The organism is Polaromonas sp., from assembly GCF_029945685.1.
Classification (GTDB): Bacteria; Pseudomonadota; Gammaproteobacteria; order Burkholderiales; family Burkholderiaceae_C; genus Polaromonas.
In genome coordinates this window covers 1-18,532 of record NZ_JAQSDA010000006.1, presented here as the reverse complement: position 1 = coordinate 18,532, position 18,532 = coordinate 1, and the positions used below count along the sequence as shown (strand labels likewise).

Sequence of the window (18,532 nt, the reverse complement as noted above, 5' to 3'; positions counted from 1 at the left end):
CATCTGTGCTGGTGTCGCCGCCGGCGTGGCAGTAATTACCTCTGCAGCTCTGGCGGCAAGCACCCGCATGTCGGAGGTCTAGGCGGTTGCCGTCTGGTGTAATGCGTCCAAAGCATGCGTCAGCATGCCAACAATCTGGCGTTCAACGAACCTGTCGGTGCATGAGCACAAGTTGCGGGAAGCTTCAGTTCTGGTCAATGGGATTGAGCAAACCACGTCGACACCATTGGTCCGTTTTCCCAAGATCGAAGTCGTTGCTGTGCCTCGCACGGCGCAAAAGGATCAGCAACGTCATAAAGGCCGTCCGGCGACGGCTGGAGGTACTGCGAAATGATGAATCGTCTTTTTAATCCAGCTTCGATAGCCGCAGTGGTAGCCGGCGCGATTGTTCTGTCGCTGCCTATGGACGGGTGGATGAAGTGGTTGGCCTTTGGGGTGATCCTTTTAGTCGCGGCGGTCCTTTCGGCATTTGTCCTGTCTGCTGGCCAAGCCAGCATGGCGATCGGTGCTCTGATGACCATTGCAGCCGCGTCGGCATGGTTTCACTACAAGGCCTCTACCGAGGCTGCTCTGTTCCTGGCCGCGGGAACGGCGTTGATGGTCGCTTCTGTGGGCTCACTGTTCTTGAAGAGGCGAGCCTTGGTTGCACATGGCCTGAGCGGGAAAAATATGTCGGCCACTCAGCCTCCCCTGCCAACAACGGGGGAAGTGCTTGCCGCAAGGTACCGCGCTCGCAAAGCTGGGCTGCCGGCTCCACGGTTCATCACGCCATCATGGGAAAACGATTTCCGCTCAATCGTTGGAATGACCGAGTTCAAGAAGAAACTTCGCCAAGCCGGACTAGATAGCGTTGGCACGAAGGACCGAAACGGCATTCTTATCCACGGCGAGCCGGGGGACGGCAAGACATCGCTCGCAAAAGCCCTTGCCGGCGACTTGGGACTTGAGTTCATCCCGATTCACAAGAAGATGTCGAAATGGGTTGGCGACGCACCGCAGAACCTTTTTGATCAACTTAACGAGGCCATCGCTAGGACCCCTTGCTTGATCTTCTTCGACGAAGCCGACTCCGTATTCCCGTGCAGGGGAGATGCAACTTCCAGTTCCCTCCTCACCGAAACCAACTCGATGGTAAACAGGCTTCTAACCTACCTTGTCGACTATCGTCGAAGCGGCGTCGTGTTTGTCGCTGCGACTAACTTCATCGACGCGATAGACCCTGCTGTGAAACGTGCTGGCAGGTTCGACTATGTATTCGAAGTGCCAAAGCCGGATCTCGAAGCTCGCGTGGGCTTGCTGCGCGCGTCGATTGCAAAGAATTCGACCAATGTTTCAGTTGCCGACGGCGTTGTTGATTCCTTGGCCAAGCGTTGGAACGGGTTCAACTCCGCCACCATCTTGAGTGTCCCTACCCAAATCCCCCAGTTCGTGAAGGATCATCAAAGGACCCAACTCACGTTTGACGACTTTATGGAGATGCTGCGGCGCCAGCAGGGAATGGCCAACCGCGTGCCGGAGTCGACGAAGTCATTTGCCGAAATGAGCTACCCGCCTCAGCAGGCCGCAACGATTCAAGGGCTTATCGCCCGTGTCCGGCGGTCGTTCGAGATGGAAGAGTCTGGAGGCCAGGCGCCGTCCGGTGTACTTTTCTACGGCCCAACCGGAACAGGGAAGACCGAAACCGCACGAATGATTGCGAAGGAAACAAAGTGGGCATTCTTTGCTGTTCACGGATCAGATCTCGCCAGGGATCCGGACCTTATCGATAAGACGATAAAAAAGGTGCAGAACGCGAGGCCCGCAATTATCTTCATTGACGAAGCTGATGACTTGCTTGGCGACCGTTCATCTAACCCGTATAAGGCGGCAACGAACAAGTTGCTTGCCGCGATGGATGGTCCGAATGGAAAGATCAACGACTTGTTGTGGATCGCGTCAACAAACTTCGCCGAAGTCTCGGATGAGGCCGTTGTTCGCTCGGGCCGCTTCACTGAGAAGGTGCGTTTTGAGAAGCCGGGCGACGCTCCGCTGCTGGCGATGGCAAAGGCATTCTTCCTTGACCCAAAAAGGAACGCGGTTATGGACGTTTCGTGGGAGGAGGTCGCGGATGTCCTGACTGGCTCTTCAATTGCAGACGCGCAAGGAATCTTGATGCAAGCGTGGAACCTTACGCTAACTGCGAAAGGCGGTGTCGATCGCGGGAACCCCGTTAAACGGGAGTCACTTGAAATTGCAAAAAGTCAACTTAAAATCAACTGAGTAGTACGGCTTTTATGAGGAATTCCATGAGTATCAAAACTTCGATTCTGGGCTGCATGTTGTTAGCGCTTTTGTCGGCATGCGAGCAAAAGACTGATATCAAGACAGTCGAGTACTACTTTGCCCACATCGCAGAGGCTAACGCGGTGGTTGACTCTTGTATAAAAAAGGGCGTTGCGTCGATGAAGAGCGATGCAAACTGCGCAAACGCTCACGGCGGGCAGATGAAATTTCGTCTGGAGCAAAGCGCCAATGTGAAGAAGGGCCAGGCTGACGCATTTAAAGACTTTAAATAGCAGCAAGAGTGTCCGCGGTTTCCTCCGCCCAGAATTTGCGATATAGTCGAACTGTTTTCGATGGCATAGCTTGTGCCTAATTCAAGCCTTCCGAGCTAGTCTCGTTCAACCCACCGGGGGTCTCCTCACTGTGGGATTCCGTCCCGGATTTCATGGAGTCCGTAAATGGAAAAGGTCTTTTTTTCGCGTGGTCACATTCGTGCCACAAAAATGCATTTCGCTGTGGTCCCCGGCGGATTCGTCCGCCTCAAGGATGGGCATCTCCCAGATGGCAGCATCGTTGTCGACGGGAAGTGGCAAGACGGGAAGCCGAGGATTTCGCTGCACCGCGTCGTGAACTCAAGCTTGGTGAAGGTCGGCCGAGGTTGCCCGGCCGCCGTCAAATGCGCGATCTACGAGGTGGTGAAGGTGAAACTCCTGGAAATGCCCGCGAGAATGTACGCATTCGCCGCGGAAGCTGCGTGGCGTACCATCGTGGCAAGAAATTCCAAGGAGTAGCCATGCTAGCCAACCTCATTTGGTTAATACTCTTCGCGCTTGTTCTCTTGGTGCCTGGCAAGCTCGCCGTCATGTACCCCCTGCTTGGGGCTTTGGTACTTGCCTTCGTGCATTGGCAGATTTTCAAGCCACGGCGGCGGGCGCCTCTCGTCTCAACTCCCTCGACTGGGTATGAGGCGGGCGCAAACGGTGAGGCTGTTGCCGTTCAGATGGCACCTGCGGATGGCCATGCGGAAGCTGCAGCTTTTGAGGAACAGGCCCGCGTGCTGGACCAGGAGAGAGAAGAAGCTGAGCTGCTCGCTCAAAATGCAGCGCAGCACGAGGCTGCGATGGCAGCGTCTGAAAACGAAGCTGTAACGTCGGACGCCGAATCTCAGCAGTCCTGGCAGGATCGGCTCGAAAGCGGCTACAGACCGTAAGCCACCACTGCCCCAGAGCCCACCCCTAACCAGGGTGGGCTTTTTTATTTTCGGCGCCAGAAAGGGACAAAACAGCGAATTGGGGCCTATTTCTCCGAAATTTTTCGCACTTTTGCTTTCTACAGTTGTGGCATGTTCGGAAAAAAGCCCACTTCACTGCAAAACACGCCGCCGATCGCCGAGATAAAGGCCGCCCGGCAGTTTTCGGAACTTTACGGAAACGCAGCAACGCATGGATCACGCTGGTTCCTGGTAGCGGTGTTCCTGCTACTGCTGAACGTCCTCCAGTCGTTCTCGCTCGTTTTTCTGATTCCGCTCAAGCAGGTCGCCGTTTACCTGGTGGAGACCAATTCGGAAAAATTGCTTGTGGCGCAGCCGTTCAAGGCAGAGCAGTTCCGGCCGGATGCTCGCTTTGTCAAGGCCGAGGCCATGACGTACGTCCGCAACCTCATGACGATCGACCCCTATCTCACGCGGGGCCAGTTCGAGACCGCTATGCGGCGCTCCAGTGACAAGGCGATCGGCAAAGTCAAGGACCTCATCGCCAGCGATCAGCCGTTCGAGCGCCTGGCCAAGCAGCCAGGCCTGGTACGGGAGGCGGTCGTTACGTCAGTGGATACCTCTCAACCGGGGCTCATCTTCGCGACCGTGACGACCAACGAGCGCATCAGCCAGAACCCGCCCATTGTTGAGAACTGGCGCTTCACCATCCACTACAAGACCGTCCCCCCGGAATCGGAGGCCCAACTTATGGATAACCCACTGGGCATCACGTTCTCGTACTTCGAGCGCTTCAAAGAGGGTGTGAAATGAGATCTCTTTCTGCTCTTGCCCTGGGTCTTTGTCTTCTCGCCGGGCAACCCGCCAACGCTCAACAGATCGCTACGCCCGTAAACGGCGACACGCGCCTGGTTACGTTTGACTTCGATCCGGACGTCACGTATCTGATCCTTACGCGACCCAAGTCAGTCACAAACCTGATGCTTGCGCCAGGCGAACAGGTGCTTTCCCTTGTCGCCGGCGATACGGTCAATTTCGTTTTTCAGGTCTCGGCGAGCCGTGAACATATTTTCATCAAACCCAAGTTCGAAGGTCTGACCACGAGCGCAAGTTTGATCACGAACAAGACAACTTACCAGCTCATCCTTCGCAGCGCCAACGAAACAGGGAAGTGGCACCAGCGGGTGACCTGGAACAACCCAGACATGGTGCTGCAGGATGTGGTGGCTTCCTCGCGCGGCACGCCACAGCGGGATGCAGCGGCGGCACCTGACCAACCTGCCCGAGTAGCCGGCGGCAGTGACTCGAACCTCATCATCGACAAGGTCCAATTCAATTACTCCATATCTGGCAGCGAGTCGATCCGGCCGGCGCAGGTGTTTGACGACGGGGTTCGCACCTATTTTCGGATTCCCGAGGGCATGCAGGAGATGCCTGCGCTCTTCACCCTCAAGGACAACGAGGCGTCCCTGGTCAACTATTCGGTCAAGGATGGGTATCTGATCGCCCAGGGTGTTGGCGGGGTCTTCCTGCTAAAGCTCGGTAAGCTGGAAGTGCGAGTCGAAAAGGAAGGTCGCAGGAATTTCTTTGGGGGGCTGATGAATGGCCGATAACCTCCTGTCACCCAAAACCCCTGCCCCGACAGGAGTACCGCCAAAGAACATCCTCGCGTTTTTGGCCATCGGCATTCTGCTGGCCATTGGTGGCTACACCTGGTACCAGGATAGTTCAGCGCCGAATCCGGGACAGGAACGAAGCAAAAAGGCTACCTTGGAGGAAGCGACCGCCGCGAAGGACGTTGGCATGAAGGGCGATCCCAAGGATGTAACCGCGTTCGCCGACAAGGCCGGCGTGCCCGCAGCGCTGCGAGGCGATCCGAACGCAAAAGCACCGCTCCCCAGTGCACTACCACCGGAAACCGGGGTTCGGCCGCAGCCGTTCCCTGTAGAACTCGGAAGCGCGCCGGGGAATTCCAAGCCCGGCTCGGCGGCGTCATTGGAGGCCGTCCGCGAGACAGAGATTTCCAATGCCAAACCCGTTGTTTTTGACCAGGCGCTGGCGCCAGCGCAGGCGCCTGCCGAAAAGCTGGATCCGATCTCGCAGCTCATCGAACAAGAAAAGCGCGCCCAGGCAAGCAGGGAGGCCTCGCAGGCCAGGGCGACGGATCCATCACAACTTGCGGGGATCCTTAACGCACAGCGTCAGCAACAGGCGGCAGTGGGCCGAGCTGCCGACAAATCGTGGCTGAAGGAGTTCTCAACAACGCGGAAGGACCCCGGTCTTCGCCCCTCATTGCCGGAGGCGCCACTGATGCTGACGCAGGGGAGCGTGATTGAGGCAGTTACCCTGCGCGAGATCAACAGTGATCTACCTGGTGTCATCACAGCGCGCACGACGCGCGATATTTACGACTCAACAACCCAGCGCAATCTCATCTTGCCAAAGGGCACGCTAGCGATCGGGGAATACTCCTCCGAAGTCCGGATGGGGCAAGAGCGCTTGTTGTTCGCATTCACCCGACTTGTGCTTCCGGACGGCCAGTCGTTCGACCTTGGATCGTTCAACGGCGGAGATGCGGCAGGACGGGCTGGTGTGAAAGGCGACGTCGACAACCATTACTTCCGACTCTTCGGCACCAGTCTGATGATTGGCCTTCTGGCTGACCGGGTCGTTTCGACCAGAGCCGTGCCCCAAGGCACCAACGGTCAAGCGGGCGGCCTCTCGGCAACGGGCCAAATCCTAACTGACACCGCAAAGTCAATTCTTGACCGCAACCGCGAGGTCGCTCCGACGATCAGCATCCCGTCTGGTGCAAGGGTCGTTATTGAAGTCAGGCGCGACATGGTGTTTCCTTCTCCCTATCGAGGCTAGTTCAAATGAGCAAACTCACATTCATCGGAACGCTCCTTGCGCTCGCAACTGCAAATGGGATGTCCGCCTCCGGCCCGGTCAATGCCATGGACCGGTTCAGCTTTGACTATTCAGTTCAGGGGGATCCGAGGGCTAAGCCGCTGCAGGTGTTCGACGACGGACAGCGGACGTTTCTTCAGTACCGCGCCACTGACGACATTCCCGCTTTCATATCCACCCGTACCTCCGAATTGCTGATCCCTCGCAAAGAGGGGCCATACACGGTCATCAACGGCACTCCACGCGACTTCGTCGCTCAGCTCGGCTCATCCAGCGCCAGGATTACGCACGCATCAGCTCTCAGCACGGCTCCCCAGTATCAGCAGCGGGGGGCAGCGCCTGGAGCGACACCCGTTGAGCGATTGACCCTGGCCTCGCTCTCGCCGACAGCAGGAACTTCAGGTTTCGCCCAAAACTATGTCAAGCGCAATGAATGGACGGACAACACCTACGCCCAGCCCGCGCGCGGTGACTATGTGACCTGGGCGTCCGCCCAGACCGAGCATTCCAAGGTGGTCGCGTTTGAACGCGGATCTGGGAAGCTCGACCGGGAAGGTGAGCGGCGCTTGAAGCAGATCGCGTCGTCCGTGACCGGCTCTCAGCGCGTCGTCATATCAGCAGCAGACGACACCCATCCCGCAGACGTTGGCGGGACAGAGCGCGCACGTGTAGTCCGCAATGCGCTTGTCGCCGCCGGCGTCGCGCCATCCGTCATCTCCGTAAAGGTCGGTTTTCTCTTTGACGAGCAGTTGCAGAACACTGGGAAAAAGCTACTGAACCCAACAACGATCAGCTGGTCGGAATCTACCCCGCTCCGATCACCAGCTCCTGTTGTGGCGGGCCGGGGCCACCCCGACTCTGACTCTTCAATTATTGAAGCTATGCGGGCAGGCCGCCTCAGTCCATCTGAGGCTTTGCAACGACTCAAGGGTGCACAGCCGTCGCGAGCCATAGCCGGCCCGGCGGCTGCTCCGAGCGCACCAGCCGTTTCTTCCTGGTCGGTCCGTAAAGCGGACCAGACCATCGAAAGCATGCTCGCTCGGTGGGGGAAGGATGCCGGATGGCGGGTTATCTGGAAGGGTGCCCCGACCGTGGAGATTACGGCTGACGCAGACAGGCCGTTGACACATCCAAGTTTCCTTCAGGCTGCGGATTATGTTGTCACCCAGGCGAGATCCGTCGGCTACCAGATTAAAGCAACCGCGTACAGCAATCAAGTTCTTGTACTCACGGGCGAATGACATGAAACGAACCCCCTTTATAAAAGTGGCGCTGCTCACTGTTGCATCATGCGCAACCTTGATGGCCGGAGCCCAAACCATTCAGGTTTCCAATGAGCCGTTTGTGGACAAGCCTGTGCTTCCGTTCGCAGCGCCCAACCAGCCGGGCGCCGCTAGCAAAGTGGCGCCAGTCGCGACTGCAGTCCCACAGGCGCCGATCCCGACGTTCGAGTTGGTGAGGGGCAAGCGCGTCGACGAGCAACTTCGCGACTTCGGCAAACGGTCCGGATGGGACCTGATCTGGCAGGCCCCCGACTTTGTGCTTGATCAAAACATGGTCATCCAGGGTGAGTTCGAAACCGCGGTGCTCTTCTTCTTGAAGGGTACGAACGAAGCAGGGTCCCGTCTTCGTGCTGTCTTTTATCGCGGCAACAAAACGGTACGTGTTACGGAGTTCTGAATATGAAAACTATTGCATCCCTGCTCGCAATCGCAACGCTCGCTGGCTGTACCGCTCCGACACAGCAGGTGAAGTCGATCGAGAAAGAAGTTTCAACGGCAAAGGTACAAGCGGAGCAAATGCTGACGCGGCGTGTTGAACCGGTCGAAACCAGCCCAGTGAGCTACAGCGACCAGAGCTGGATCCCACTGCGCAAAGTTGAGCGCCTCGCCCGGGATGAAGCGAGCGCGAAGGCCGACACCATTCAGATCGAGATCAACCAGCGGTTCGCCAGCCTGAACGAGGTAGCCGGCGTAATCTCTTCGCTCACCGGCCTGCCCGTGTATCTCGGTTCCGACATTCCAACGACGACGGCCGCCACTGCAGGAGCGGCGGCCGCGGGTGCGCCAATGCCTGCAGGGATGCCGTTCCCGATGGGTGCCCCTGGCGGCGTCATGCCGACGCCGATGCCTGCCGGAATTGGCGGTATTCCGACCGCTGCGCAGGCCGGTCCAATAACGGCCAACTCGCCCTTTATGGCGACCTATTCAGGTTCCTTGTCAGGGTTGATGAATCTGGTCTCCGCCTACTACGGCGTGAACTGGAAGGGTGAGGCGCAAGGCCTGCGATTCTTTGTCATGGATTCGAAGACATACCGCATCGCTGCACTTCCTGGCGACACTCGGCTCAACTCGTCTGTCGACTCATCATCCAACGCGAGCGCCGGCGGAACTGGGTCAGGTGCATCATCCGGAGCGACGCAGACAGGTACTTCGACCAACTCGACCGGTGTGGGCTTTTCTGGTCTATCAGTGTGGTCCGCGCTTGAGTCCGGCATCAAACAGATGCTGAGCACAGGAGGCCGCGTGATCGCGTCGCCGGCCACGGGAACAATCACCGTTACCGATACGCCAAGCGTATTGGCGAGGGTGACTGAATACATCAACGGACAAAACAGCGCGCTAAACCGCCAGGTTTCCGTCAACGTCCGGGTGTTGTCCGTCGAGTTGACCGACGGCGACAACTACGGGATCAATTGGGACGCCGTGTATTCGAACCTGGCATCGGCAAGCAATCCGTTTTCGGTTGCTTTGAAGACGGCGTTCCCCGTTGCAAGTGGTGCCGGCAACATCATCATTTCAGCACCTGCTACCTCTGCAAGTCGATGGGCAGGTTCCAGCGCGATGATTTCGGCACTGTCAACCCAGGGGCGCGTGAGCGAACTGACATCATCGACGCTGGTTACCCTGAACAACCAGCCGGCACCCGTAAATGTAGGCCGACGCGTCTCGTACCTGGCTTCTAGCTCCACCACCCAGACCGCCAACGTAGGCGCGACAACTGCGTTGACGCCTGGGACTGTGCAAACTGGATTCTCAATGACCTTGGTACCGCACATCATCGATGGCAAGGAGATGCTGCTCCAGTACTCCCTCGACCTGTCCTCGCTGCTCCGTCTTTCCACCATCACGTCGGGTACCAGCTCCATTCAAGCACCTGACATCTCGACCAGCAACTTCATCCAAAGGGTTCGAATCCAGTCAGGCGAGACGCTTGTCGTGGCTGGCTTCGACCAGGACAACTTGTCCGCTGTGTCGAACGGCATTGGATCTGCCGAGAACGCGGCACTTGGAAGCAGGAACGGAACTCGAAAGCGGACCATGCTGGTAGTTCTGATTCAGCCCAACATCGCCCTCTAATCGGCGCGCAAAAAGCAACAAATGCGAATTATTGAGCTAAACGTCGGCAAGAAAAAGATCGAGCTCGTTGCGGGGCTCGTCTGGCATTTGCTGCAGGATGCCGGGTCTGGTCGGGCCAAGGAAGCACTTGCCTACGCGGCCCAGACCGAGAGCGACCTCAAGGTTATGCGTGGCACGGAGTCGCCCCACATAGGATTTGCCAAAAAGTCCGAGGGCGCAAAAGCGGGCCAGATCGCGGCCGCAGCGGTTATTGCAGACGCTTTTTCCGACGATTCCGCCGGTCAGCACATGCTGGTCGCACTGCAACTGCCCGACGATCCAGGCACCTACATGTTCGTGTCCGTCGTGCGTGGAGTCATCCTCGCAGATGGCGACGTTCTTGGCTCACGCGACGAGATCCGGGTACGCTTCGTCGAGGCCGTGACTTTCGGAGGGTGGGGCGTCATCATCTGCCCAGGTGACTGGGGGATCCCCAATTCTGACGACAAAGAATTCTCCCATTTCTTCAACGAGAAAACCCTCAAGGCGCCGAGCAAGTGGGCGCTACGGGAAACGACGATCGCCTGGCGAAAGTATGTTGCACCGGCAATCGTTATTGCTGCGGTCGCACTTGGTGGGACCTACGGATGGAAGACGTGGTCGCAGAAGAAGGCTGCTGCTGCCGCTGCCCTTCGCCTGCAACAGGAAGAGGCTGCACGTGGGCAACGCGTTGCACCCACGGCACCGCCCAAGCCATGGCCACTGATGCCCGCCCCAGTACTGTTCGCGACCGCGTGTGAGGATGCGCTGACAAGGGCAGGGCTAAGCGGTGGGAACTGGGTTCGCTCTTCGATCAATTGTGAAGGTGGGACCTTGACGGTCTCCTGGCAGAGACCCAACGAACGCGCGTGGATCAGCCATCTTGCTGCCGTTCGCCCTGACGCGACCTTCACGGCTGACGGCCAGGGCGCAAGCGTGACCGGGACGGCCTATGCCCCGCCGTCAAACGATTTCGCGGAAGTTCTCCCACCGCAGCACAGTACGCGATTGAGGTTTCTCGATCTCGCTTCTCGCTACGGAATGGCTCTCCGCATCGACGCAGCACCAGCGCCTTCCGCGCCACCGACGCTTCCTGGCCAAGCGGCAGGCACCGCTGCCCCTGTCATTCCGCCCTCGTGGGCGGAGTTGAACGTTGTGGTCAACACGAACATCGATCCAGCCCAGGCCGCTGGAGTACTCAACATGCCGGGCTTCAGGCTCAAAAAGATCTCCTATGTCTACGACGCCGGCGCCATGCAATACCAACTATACGGAGTGCAGTATGTCCAACCTTAGAAAAAAAGCCCCATTCCTTTTGCTCGTGCTGGTTACGGCAATTGTGAGCGCGCAGACCCCCGCCGCACCCGCGGCCGCTCCTGCTGCGCCACCGCAGCCTCAGATTCACTCGTCCCCCGTGTCGGCCGCGACAGCAGCCGAGATCCAGGGCATCAACGAGAACATGACTGTCTTGCAGGCCAGGCTGAATGAAATGGAACTCAAAGCAAAGATCGCCGCAAAGCAGAAAGAACTGATCGGGGTTCAGGGCGGCTCCAGCTTCAGTGCGCTGGGCAGCTCGCTTGGAGACCCTTCGGTGATTTACGTACAAGGACTAAAAGGCCATGTTGAAGCGCTTCTTGCATTTCCGGGCGGTGTTGTTCAACGAGTCAAACCTGGCGACATCGTCGGCGACAGGAAAGTCGCAAGGGTCTCGCTCAATGAGGTCGCCCTTACCGACCTCAACGGGAAAAATGAACGACGCCTCGCCTTCGGCAGCTCGGCCGTGGCCAGAGACACAGGCGCGGCCGCTGCTGGCGCGCCAGGGCAGATCAGCTATCCAGCGCCAGCCCCTGCCGGCAGTGGAATTCGCTAAGCATTCCGAGCTAATAGTTCCCCGAAGCAATAGCACGATGACCGTACACGCAGTCAAGCCCGGAAGCGATCTGGAGAAGATGGCTTACTTCGACGAGGACAGCGCGACGCTGTACGTGTCGAAAACCCACGCATTCGACCCGAATGTCAGGAGCTATACAAGCCTTCTCCGGAATGATGGGATCAACCTCAATATTCAGAACGTGGCGATGGAGGTCATCCAGACGCTTCGTACCAACCAGGTAAAGGAGACCCGAAACGACGTCATTGAAGCCAGTGAGATGCAACGGACTGCATCGGACCTTTTCAAGCAGGCCTTCAAGCGCAGGGCGTCTGACATTCACATTCGAGTTTCGTCGAAGGGAGATACAAGGATTCTTTTCCGGATCCATAACGACCTCGAGCAAATCGCCGAGCACCCGTACAGTTGGGGCAAGTTGCTATGTTCTGCCATCTATACCGCGATGTCGGACATTTCTGCTGCAACTTACGAGGAGAACGCGCGGCAGGACGGTCGAATTTCCGCAAAGAAGAATCTGGTTCCCGGCCTGGACGGTATTCGAATTGCTACGACGCCACAGGTAGACGGGACTGTAATGGTCCTGCGTCTTCTGTATAACGACGCCGACAAATCCACGGATATCTGCTCTTTGGGCTACGACCAGGCCCAAAAGGAGGAATTCGCCCTGATGAAGCGCCGGCCTACTGGCATCAACATCATTGCAGGGCCGACAGGTTCGGGAAAGTCGACCACGCTGCAGCGCACATTGTTGTCAATCCATCAGGAGTGTCGCGGCACCAAGCACATCATTACGGTCGAGGATCCACCAGAGTATCCAATGCCGGGCATCGTCCAGACGCCGGTGGCGGACGCAACGACGGAAGAGGAGCGCTCAGCGGCGTTCCAGGCCGCAATCAAAGCGACTATGCGTCTTGACCCCAACGTCATCATGATCGGCGAGATGCGCGACACGCCGTCGGTCCGCCTTGCTGTGCAAGCAGCTATGACGGGTCACCAGGTTTGGTCGACTGTCCACGCAAATAGCGCATTCGCGGTTATCGACCGAATGGTGGATCTGGGAATTCCGCTCAACATGATGGCCGACCCTTCCATAGTCACCGGGTTGATCTGCCAGCGCTTGCTGAAGGTGCTGTGCCCTCATTGCAAGAAGCCCTTTGCTGCGCATGCTGACCGGTATACCGCCGGCGACCGCGATCGCATTATGTCCACGATCAACGTCGAGACGGCCCATGTAATCGGCGACGGCTGTAACCATTGCCAGAACAACGGCATCGCGGGAAGAACCGTTGTTGCCGAAATAGTTGTTCCGGACCAAGTTCTCATGGCCCACGTACGCAAAGGCGATCGTGACAAGGCAATCGCGTATTGGAGAGAGTCGGGAGGGCGGACGATGCTTGACCTGGCAATCTCAAAGATCGATGCAGGGCTTGTGGACCCATTTCAGGCAGAGGACGAGGTGGGACCGTTGAACTTTGTCCTGCAGGACGCTGCAGCTGGGGGCGTACCATGAACATGGCGGAACTGAGCCTCGCGTTCTCAAAGCTCCAGTTCAAGAGCGATACCAAAACGCGTCAGCGCCTGTGGAGGAAACTCAGCAAACTGCTGCGAGACGGGATTCCCATCATCGCAGGGCTGAACGAGATCCGCGGGCTGAAGAAGCCGACGGCTCCGATTTCTGTGGCGATCGCTGCGTGGACGCGCGGCATGAACAATGGTCGCAAGCTATCTGAAGTGGTCCGACCTTGGGTAACCACTGAGGAGTACATGCTGATTGTGGCCGGAGAAGAGTCCGGCACCCTCGACGAAGCGCTCAATTCAGTAGTAAAGGTTTCCAAAGCGAAGTCCGACATCAACTCAGCCGTGTTCGGCGGGTTGGCCTACCCGTTCTTCCTGATGCTCTTGTCGTTCGGGATTCTGTACCTCTTCGGCTTCAAGATCGTGCCGGCGTTTACTAAGGCCGCGCGCGGCGACGCGTGGGTCGGCTTCGCACGCACGATGATTGACGCCTCCTCCTTCGTCCAGAACTATCTTCACTGGCTCGCGCTGCTTGCGATCACGGTGGCCATTTTGTTCTTTGTGTCGTTACCACGCTGGACGTCGGCATTCCGCGCCAAGCTGGACATGTTCGCGCCGTACAGCATCTACCGGGTGATGCAAGGTTCCTCCTGGCTGATCGCCGTGTCGGCTCTTGTTCAAGCGGGAATGCCCATTGTTGCGGCCATTGAGCAACTCGGGAACGGGGCTTCCCCGTGGCTCTCGACACGTCTCGCGGCGGCTCTCAAAGGCCTGCGCGCCGGCCGGAATCTCGGGGAGGCGCTGGAGCGAAGTGGCAACAACTTTCCCGATCCCGAGATCATTTCTGACATCCGTATATACGCGACGAAATCCGGCTTTGATGAAGCGATCCGGATTATCGGTAATGAATGGATTTCCGAGTCTGTCGAGAAGATTCAGGGGCTGATGAGGATGATTTTCGGTGTGAGCATTTTGGCCGTTGCGGGCCTGATCATGTTCTCCGTTTCCGGACTGATCGCGATGCAGCTGCAGCTCACCCAGCTGCTGCAGCAGGGCGTGAGGTGAGTGTGAAGTTCAGTAGGGTGTTTGTTTCAATATTTTCTATCCAGGAGTTTTCATGAAAGTTTCATTCATTTCCAAAGCCAAAAAGCAGGCGGGCCTGACCCTCATCGAATCGATGGCGGCGCTGGCAATCTTCGCGGTCGTCGTCGGTGGGGCGCTGGCACTGTTCGGCGGTGCGTCCTCAAGCCAGATCTCGACGCAGATGACCTCCGATCTGAGCGCGATTCGCTCGGCCGTCAAATCCCTCTACTTTGGCCAGGGCGGCTACGGCACAGCAAATCTGAACGCTGTCCTGGTGAACGGCAAGAAGGTCCCAACCACCATGTCTGTGACCGCCGGTACGCCACCGACCATCACACACGGGCTTAACGGAACCGTGACAGCCACCGGCGCGGCGACAAACTTCACGATCACCGTGACGGCGGTCCCGACTGATGTTTGCTTGAACCTCCTGTCCGGAACCAACGGCTGGAATTCTGTGACGGTCGGTTCCGGCACCGCTATCACCGCATTCCCGATCACCCCCGATACGGCGTCCACACAGTGCTCCGCCGCAGCAACCAACACCATCATTTTCCAGTCGACCTGATTGGCTAAGAAAACACTATGGCGCTTAAAGATCTCGTTTTTACCGACATCTATCTGGATGTGGGGGGTGCCTGGATCTCAGGTGTTCCGGGCACCTCCGATCCAGTAGCGGCATCAAAAGAGGACATGCCGGAAATTCTCGCGCTTCGGGCCGAATGCGAGGCATACACCAAAGCGAACCCAGAACGCGAGGACTTTCCGCTCCGCCATGGGTCCACCAGCTATCGGGTGTCGACGATGAAGACCATCAATGAGGTCATCTACGTCATGAGGCGTTTGAGCGAAACAATTACACCCATTGACAAGTTGGGTATCCCGCCCGTCTTTGTGGACATGATGATGAAGCCAAACATGACGGGGCTCTTCATTGTGAGTGGCACATTCGGCCAAGGAAAGACAACCACCGCCTCGTCGTTCGTGGCTGCTCGAATCAGCAAGTTTGGCGGTGTGGCTGTGACGGTTGAAGAGCCGCCGGAGGCCCCGCTGCATGGGAAGCATGGCGAAGGCGTTTGCTACCAAACATGGGTCCAGCAAGGCGGCTTCGGCCACGCCTGTCGCCAGGCGGCACGCTGGGCCCCTTCGATCATTTTTCTCGGCGAGATCCGAGATGCTGAAACGGCGATAGAGGCACTTCGCGCTTCGATCAACGGAAAACTTGTGATTTGTACAGCGCACGCTGACAACTGTTCCATGGCTATCGAGCGTGTTTTTGCACTGGCATGCGGTGTGGAAGGTTCCTCGCCTGACGATGTGTTGAGCATGCTCGCTACCGGATTGGCGGCGGTCGTCCACCAGAAGTTGGAAAGTTCTGACTCGCGCAGGCAATTAATGCTCGAACCACTGTTCATTGCAGGCGAGGACGAGCACGCAGCGCGGAATCTGGTGCGCCAGCGCAAGTTTGACCAGCTGAAGAATTTCAGCAACCTCCAGAAAAGCCGGATGATCATGGCTGGTGGTAGGCGGGCTGGCGCCTGATCTTCTATGCCATTGGTTGCGGTCCTGTTTTTCATTGCAATGGTGTCACTGGCTGCCGCCATGCACGTTCCTGCTCAGGAAGCCCAAATGGTTAAGGCCGTCGCGAATGTTCGCACCACATCGGCATTGGCATACCGCGAGTCAGTGATCAATTATCTCAATGGCAACCCAGGGTTCTCAGGAACGGTGCCAGATGGCAGTTTGACATTTGTTTGGGGCCACGTACGCGATACGCGTTGGACGAATCTGGTGAGTAGTGGCGCCCTATATGTTTACGAAGCCTCACCATCGAACACGCCAGGCTTGCTCGATGAGCTTTATGCAAAAACAATGAACTCATACATGGTCGGCCGCAATGTGGCCGGCTTTTTAGTTAGCGCAAAGGGTTTTGGCACCGGGGTGGTTGTACCCGCCGCGGTGCCAAACGGTGCAATCTTGATCGTAGGGAAATAGCAATGGAACAAACCACCACACCAACCGCGGCACCAAACGACGCTCAGGCAGCTCACACAATTGCGGCGATCCTGGGGGTCGTTGAAAGCGACGTGGTTTTCAGCGACATGCTGATATCCGCAGGCGACCCTGTGATGATCCGGAACGCAAGTGGCTGGGTCGAACACAAAATGGAGCCCTACACTGCGGAGGATATTGAGTACATCTTGTCGACCATGGATCCGGCCTTCGCCAACTTGTTGGTGGCTGGCGGTTTTAGCCGGCCTTTTCTCGTCGGAAAGTGGCGCTTGCGCGTGACTGCCTACCTCGCCTTGCGCGGGAGCAAACAGATGCTGGCCATTCGCCGCACGCCAGTGGAGCCGCTGTCTTTGGCCCAAACCGGCCTGCCGAAGGAGATCTCCCTGATGGTGGAGAACCCCAAGGGCTTGATCTTGATATCCGGTGCTACCGGGGCCGGCAAGACGACCACTATGGCGGCCCTTATCGATGCCATCAACACGACCCGGAACTGCCATATTGAGACTATCGAGGACCCGATCGAGTACGTCTTCGAGGCCAAGAATTCAATCTTTTCCCAGCGTGAAGTTGGCGCGGACACCCCCAGTTTTTATGAGGGAGTCCGCGGAGCTATGCGGCAACGCCCTGACGTCATTGTCATCGGGGAAATCCGCGATCGCGATACAGCCGAGAATGCAATTCTGGCGAGTGAATCCGGCCATCTTGTAATTGCGACAATTCACGCCAGCTCGGCATACGGCGCAGTGCAGAAGCTCGTTTCCTTTTTCCCTGGCGATGAAGAGGCAAAGTTCGCTGCACTCGCAACGTCCTTGGTTGGCGTGATTTACCAGTCGATGGTGCCGGCGGTCGATAAGGTGAAGGGCGTCGTAGCGACTGAGTTGATGTTCAATCACGATCAGCAGTTCTCCGACATGCTGGGCGATGCGGCAAAAGTCAACATGGCTCTCGAGAATCAGACCGACAAGATTTCTCGTTCAATGACGAAGAGCCTGTACGACCATGTGGCGGCCAAGAGAATCTCCAAAGGCGATGCGCTACGCAGCGTCGCAGGACAGGGCGCCGTGCGTAAAAAGTTGGAAGAAATGCTGAAGCAAATTACCAGTTCGTGACGCCACAGTTTTAAAGGGCCAACTCAGATGTCGATCCCAAAACCACCGCTCCGAGCCTTACGTAGCAAGAGCCAGCACGGTTTGACCTTGCTCGAAGTGATCGTCGCGCTCGGAATCATTTCTACCGCGACGATTGGCATGAACATGATCGCGTCGAGGTATTCTGATGACACGAAGGTGACCATCGCGGCGAGTCAAACACGCACCTTCGGTGAAGCCGCCAAGGCTTACATCAAGGATAACTACGCTGCCATCCAGGCCGTGGCCACGCCGACAGCGCCAGCGATGATCGATGTTCCGACTTTGATCGCGTCTGGTCATCTCACTACTGGGTTCATGTCAACGAACGCATATGGGCAGAGCGTTTGTGCGCTTGTGCTTGAACCAACTGCGAATCGCCTGCAGGCGATGGTGGTTGCTGAGGGCGGCACCGCTGTAGACGATCTTTCACTTGGGAGCCTGGCTGCCATCATTGGGGGCAGCGGGGGCGGCACATACTCATCCGACGCGAGCGTGATTCGCGGTGCCGTTGGTGGCTGGGCGATTAGCACCGCGACCTTTGACAACCTGGTCAACAACGTCACTCGCAGGTGTGACGGGACAACGGGCAATGTTCGAGTTGCAGCTGGCACCCCGGCGATGGCCCTCTGGTTTGAGAACGGTGACACTTCATCCGCCTTCTTGGCCAGGGATGCCGTGCCTGGGCGGCCGGAGTTAAACGCGATGAACACTCCCATTGTGATGAATTCCGTGCAGGTTGCGAACGACGCCTGTTCGACCCTTGGTGCTATTGCGCGTAGCTCCACGGGAACTGTTCTGTCATGCCAGGCCGGGCTCTGGAAACCCCAGGGGTCTGCCTTCTGGGAGGATCCGGTGGCCTCGTTCGCCACATTGCCAACGTGCAACGCAGCTGCTGCTTGGCAGACAAGGGTCGTTCAGACACCAACAGTCGGCACGGGGCCGCGGGCATACACCTGCAACGGCACAACCTGGTCGGCGTTGGCCGTGAACGACAGCGGGAACATAACCATCGCCGGAATTGCCACTGCTGGCAAAGTTTTGCTCAGCGATACCGTGGTTGTCGGGTCTGTTTGTAGTCCAAATGGCTTAGTTTCGAAGGATTCCAATGGTCAGATACTGTCTTGCCAATCCGGGGTGTGGA

Annotated in this window: 20 protein-coding genes; all 20 read left to right on the top strand. The window is 57.6% G+C overall.

Annotated elements, in window-relative coordinates:
* The first annotated feature begins 124 nt into the window (after window positions 1–124).
* A complete protein-coding gene (locus PSV26_RS02560) occupies window positions 125–334 on the top strand; it encodes a hypothetical protein (protein ID WP_300567310.1) in 210 nt (69 codons plus the stop codon).
* On the top strand, window positions 331–2,259 hold the full coding sequence (locus PSV26_RS02555; RefSeq protein WP_300567307.1) for an AAA family ATPase: 1,929 nt from the start codon (window positions 331–333) through the stop codon (window positions 2,257–2,259). Before PSV26_RS02560 ends, PSV26_RS02555 begins: the two co-directional genes overlap by 4 nt.
* A gap of 26 nt (window positions 2,260–2,285) precedes the next feature.
* The gene (locus PSV26_RS02550) at window positions 2,286–2,555 is read left to right on the top strand and encodes an EexN family lipoprotein (protein ID WP_300567304.1); all 270 of its coding nucleotides are present in this window, start codon (window positions 2,286–2,288) and stop codon (window positions 2,553–2,555) included.
* 165 nt (window positions 2,556–2,720) lie between these two features.
* Entirely contained in the window at window positions 2,721–3,053 is a 333-nt protein-coding gene (locus PSV26_RS02545; RefSeq protein WP_300567301.1) for a hypothetical protein, read from the top strand.
* A gap of 2 nt (window positions 3,054–3,055) precedes the next feature.
* Window positions 3,056–3,472 carry a hypothetical protein gene (locus PSV26_RS02540; protein WP_300567298.1) on the top strand — a complete coding sequence of 139 codons (417 nt, stop codon included), beginning with the start codon at window positions 3,056–3,058 and terminating at the stop codon, window positions 3,470–3,472.
* 132 nt (window positions 3,473–3,604) lie between these two features.
* A complete protein-coding gene (locus PSV26_RS02535) occupies window positions 3,605–4,285 on the top strand; it encodes a type IV secretion system protein (protein WP_300567295.1) in 681 nt (226 codons plus the stop codon).
* Window positions 4,282–5,085 (top strand): TrbG/VirB9 family P-type conjugative transfer protein, encoded by an 804-nt coding sequence (locus PSV26_RS02530; RefSeq protein WP_300567292.1) that lies wholly within the window; start codon window positions 4,282–4,284, stop codon window positions 5,083–5,085. Before PSV26_RS02535 ends, PSV26_RS02530 begins: the two co-directional genes overlap by 4 nt.
* Complete coding sequence (locus PSV26_RS02525; protein ID WP_300567289.1) at window positions 5,075–6,343, top strand: TrbI/VirB10 family protein; 1,269 nt, start codon at window positions 5,075–5,077, stop codon at window positions 6,341–6,343. Before PSV26_RS02530 ends, PSV26_RS02525 begins: the two co-directional genes overlap by 11 nt.
* A gap of 5 nt (window positions 6,344–6,348) precedes the next feature.
* Window positions 6,349–7,623 carry a TcpQ domain-containing protein gene (locus tag PSV26_RS02520; protein ID WP_300567286.1) on the top strand — a complete coding sequence of 425 codons (1,275 nt, stop codon included), beginning with the start codon at window positions 6,349–6,351 and terminating at the stop codon, window positions 7,621–7,623.
* A gap of 1 nt (window position 7,624) precedes the next feature.
* Window positions 7,625–8,062 carry a TcpQ domain-containing protein gene (locus PSV26_RS02515; RefSeq protein ID WP_300567283.1) on the top strand — a complete coding sequence of 146 codons (438 nt, stop codon included), beginning with the start codon at window positions 7,625–7,627 and terminating at the stop codon, window positions 8,060–8,062.
* A gap of 2 nt (window positions 8,063–8,064) precedes the next feature.
* Entirely contained in the window at window positions 8,065–9,741 is a 1,677-nt protein-coding gene (locus PSV26_RS02510; RefSeq protein WP_300567280.1) for a PilN family type IVB pilus formation outer membrane protein, read from the top strand.
* A 21-nt stretch (window positions 9,742–9,762) separates the two neighbouring features.
* Window positions 9,763–11,055 carry a type 4b pilus protein PilO2 gene (gene pilO2, locus PSV26_RS02505; protein ID WP_300567277.1) on the top strand — a complete coding sequence of 431 codons (1,293 nt, stop codon included), beginning with the start codon at window positions 9,763–9,765 and terminating at the stop codon, window positions 11,053–11,055.
* Complete coding sequence (locus PSV26_RS02500) at window positions 11,042–11,629, top strand: type IV pilus biogenesis protein PilP (RefSeq protein ID WP_300567275.1); 588 nt, start codon at window positions 11,042–11,044, stop codon at window positions 11,627–11,629. The genes pilO2 and PSV26_RS02500 overlap by 14 nt, the downstream gene beginning before the upstream one ends.
* Window positions 11,630–11,666: 37 nt before the next feature.
* Window positions 11,667–13,160, top strand: a complete 1,494-nt coding sequence (locus tag PSV26_RS02495; protein ID WP_300567272.1) for an ATPase, T2SS/T4P/T4SS family — start codon at window positions 11,667–11,669, stop codon at window positions 13,158–13,160.
* The gene (locus tag PSV26_RS02490; protein ID WP_300567269.1) at window positions 13,157–14,230 is read left to right on the top strand and encodes a type II secretion system F family protein; all 1,074 of its coding nucleotides are present in this window, start codon (window positions 13,157–13,159) and stop codon (window positions 14,228–14,230) included. Before PSV26_RS02495 ends, PSV26_RS02490 begins: the two co-directional genes overlap by 4 nt.
* A gap of 52 nt (window positions 14,231–14,282) precedes the next feature.
* Entirely contained in the window at window positions 14,283–14,816 is a 534-nt protein-coding gene (locus PSV26_RS02485) for a type 4 pilus major pilin (RefSeq protein ID WP_300567267.1), read from the top strand.
* Window positions 14,817–14,833: 17 nt separating this feature from the next.
* On the top strand, window positions 14,834–15,790 hold the full coding sequence (locus PSV26_RS02480; protein ID WP_300567264.1) for an ATPase, T2SS/T4P/T4SS family: 957 nt from the start codon (window positions 14,834–14,836) through the stop codon (window positions 15,788–15,790).
* Between the two features lie 6 nt (window positions 15,791–15,796).
* Window positions 15,797–16,243, top strand: coding sequence for a type IV pilus biogenesis protein PilM (pilM, locus tag PSV26_RS02475; RefSeq protein ID WP_300567261.1), 447 nt, complete (start codon window positions 15,797–15,799; stop codon window positions 16,241–16,243).
* A 2-nt stretch (window positions 16,244–16,245) separates the two neighbouring features.
* The gene (locus tag PSV26_RS02470) at window positions 16,246–17,370 is read left to right on the top strand and encodes an ATPase, T2SS/T4P/T4SS family (protein ID WP_300567258.1); all 1,125 of its coding nucleotides are present in this window, start codon (window positions 16,246–16,248) and stop codon (window positions 17,368–17,370) included.
* 27 nt (window positions 17,371–17,397) lie between these two features.
* A partial coding sequence (gene pilV / locus PSV26_RS02465; protein WP_300567255.1) for a shufflon system plasmid conjugative transfer pilus tip adhesin PilV occupies window positions 17,398–18,532 on the top strand: 1,135 nt, incomplete at its 3' end.